Genomic DNA, 1,564 nt, shown 5'->3' with positions numbered 1-1,564 from the left:
GTCGTACCGCGTCGAGCAGTACGACATCATCACCGTCCGCAAGCAGTCGAACGAGATCTTCCCGTTAGAGCTCGCTCGCGCGACCTTCGGCGACCGCCCGATTCCCGCGTGGATGAAGGTCGTGCCGGAATCGCTGACGATCCTGATCCACTCGCTCCCGGTGCGCCAGCAGATCGATTCGCAGGTCGCCGAGCAGCTGATCGTCGAGTTCTACTCCAAGTAATCGCTGGCTCCGCCAGTAGGCAGGGACCGGCTCCGCCGGGCTCGAAAGAATCTTGACAACTACATGGCTCCGCTTCGCTTCGCCCCTCCCGACTTCGTCGGTCGGACTGGCTTCGCCAGTGGGGGCGTGCGAACTGGGCCAGAGAACGTCCCCCTGTGCCGACAAGGGGGAACACGGCCGTTGGACCGGCCGTCGCACCACCACCGAAGTGACGTCATATAGCGGTCGTCACCTGCGAAAGGAAACACCACCGTGCTGATTAGCCAGCGCCCCTCACTGACCGAAGAAGTTGTGTCGGAGAACCGTTCGCGGTTCATCATCGAGCCGCTCGAGCCAGGATTCGGGTACACCCTGGGCAACTCGCTGCGGCGCACCCTGCTCTCCTCCATCCCCGGCGCGAGCGTCACCAGCATCCGGATCGACGGCGTGCTGCACGAGTTCACCACCGTCCCCGGGGTCAAGGAGGACGTCACCGAGCTGATCCTGAACCTCAAGGATCTGGTCGTCTCCTCCGAGGACGACGAGCCCGTCACTATGTACCTGCGCAAGCAGGGCCCCGGTGACGTCACCGCGGGCGACATCGCGCCGCCCGCGGGGGTCACCGTGCACAACCCGGATCTGCAGCTGGCCACCCTGACCAAGAAGGGCAAGCTCGAGATCGAGCTCGTCGTCGAGCGGGGCCGCGGTTACGTACCGGCCTCGCCCAACAAGGTCGTCGGAGCCGAGATCGGCCGCATCCCGGTCGACTCGATCTACTCCCCGGTGCTCAAGGTCACCTACCGCGTCGAAGCCACCCGTGTCGAACAGCGCACCGACTTCGACCGGTTGGTCCTTGACGTCGAGACCAAGCCGTCCATCACCCCGCGGGACGCGCTGGCCTCGGCCGGCACGACCCTGGTCGAGCTGTTCGGCCTGGCGCGCGAGCTGAACATCGACGCCGAGGGCATCGAGATCGGACCCTCGCCTGCCGAGGCCGATCACATCGCGGCGTTCGCGCTGCCGATCGAGGAGATGGACCTCACCGTCCGCTCCTACAACTGCCTCAAGCGGGAAGGCATCCACACGGTCGGCGAGCTCGTCTCCCGCACCGAGGCCGACCTGCTGGACATCCGCAACTTCGGGCAGAAGTCGATCGACGAGGTCAAGATCAAGCTCGCCGGAATGGGTCTGTCGCTGAAGGACTCCCCGGCCGGCTTCGATCCCGCCGCCGCGGCCCTGGCCTACGGCGACACCGACTGGAACGACGACACCGATGACGGCGGCTACGGGGTCGTCGGCGGCGGCAGCGTTGGCCCGGAGACGTCGGACGACACCGATTACGCGGAGACCGAGCAAATCTAA

General features: G+C 65.9%; 2 protein-coding genes. Both read left to right on the top strand.

The genetic code is table 11. The annotated features are described in order from the left end of the window. A partial coding sequence (locus tag VET27_RS04645; protein WP_526515615.1) for a ribosomal protein uS4 family protein occupies nucleotides 1-223 on the top strand: 223 nt, incomplete at its 5' end. Nucleotides 224-475: 252 nt separating this feature from the next. Further along, entirely contained in the window at nucleotides 476-1,564 is a 1,089-nt protein-coding gene (locus tag VET27_RS04640; RefSeq protein WP_526515613.1) for a DNA-directed RNA polymerase subunit alpha, read from the top strand.

The organism is Mycobacterium sp. (assembly GCF_035633495.1).
Lineage (GTDB): Bacteria > Actinomycetota > Actinomycetes > Mycobacteriales > Mycobacteriaceae > Mycobacterium.
Note: the sequence above shows the minus strand (reverse complement) of the source record. Positions and strands in the feature narration are given on the sequence as shown.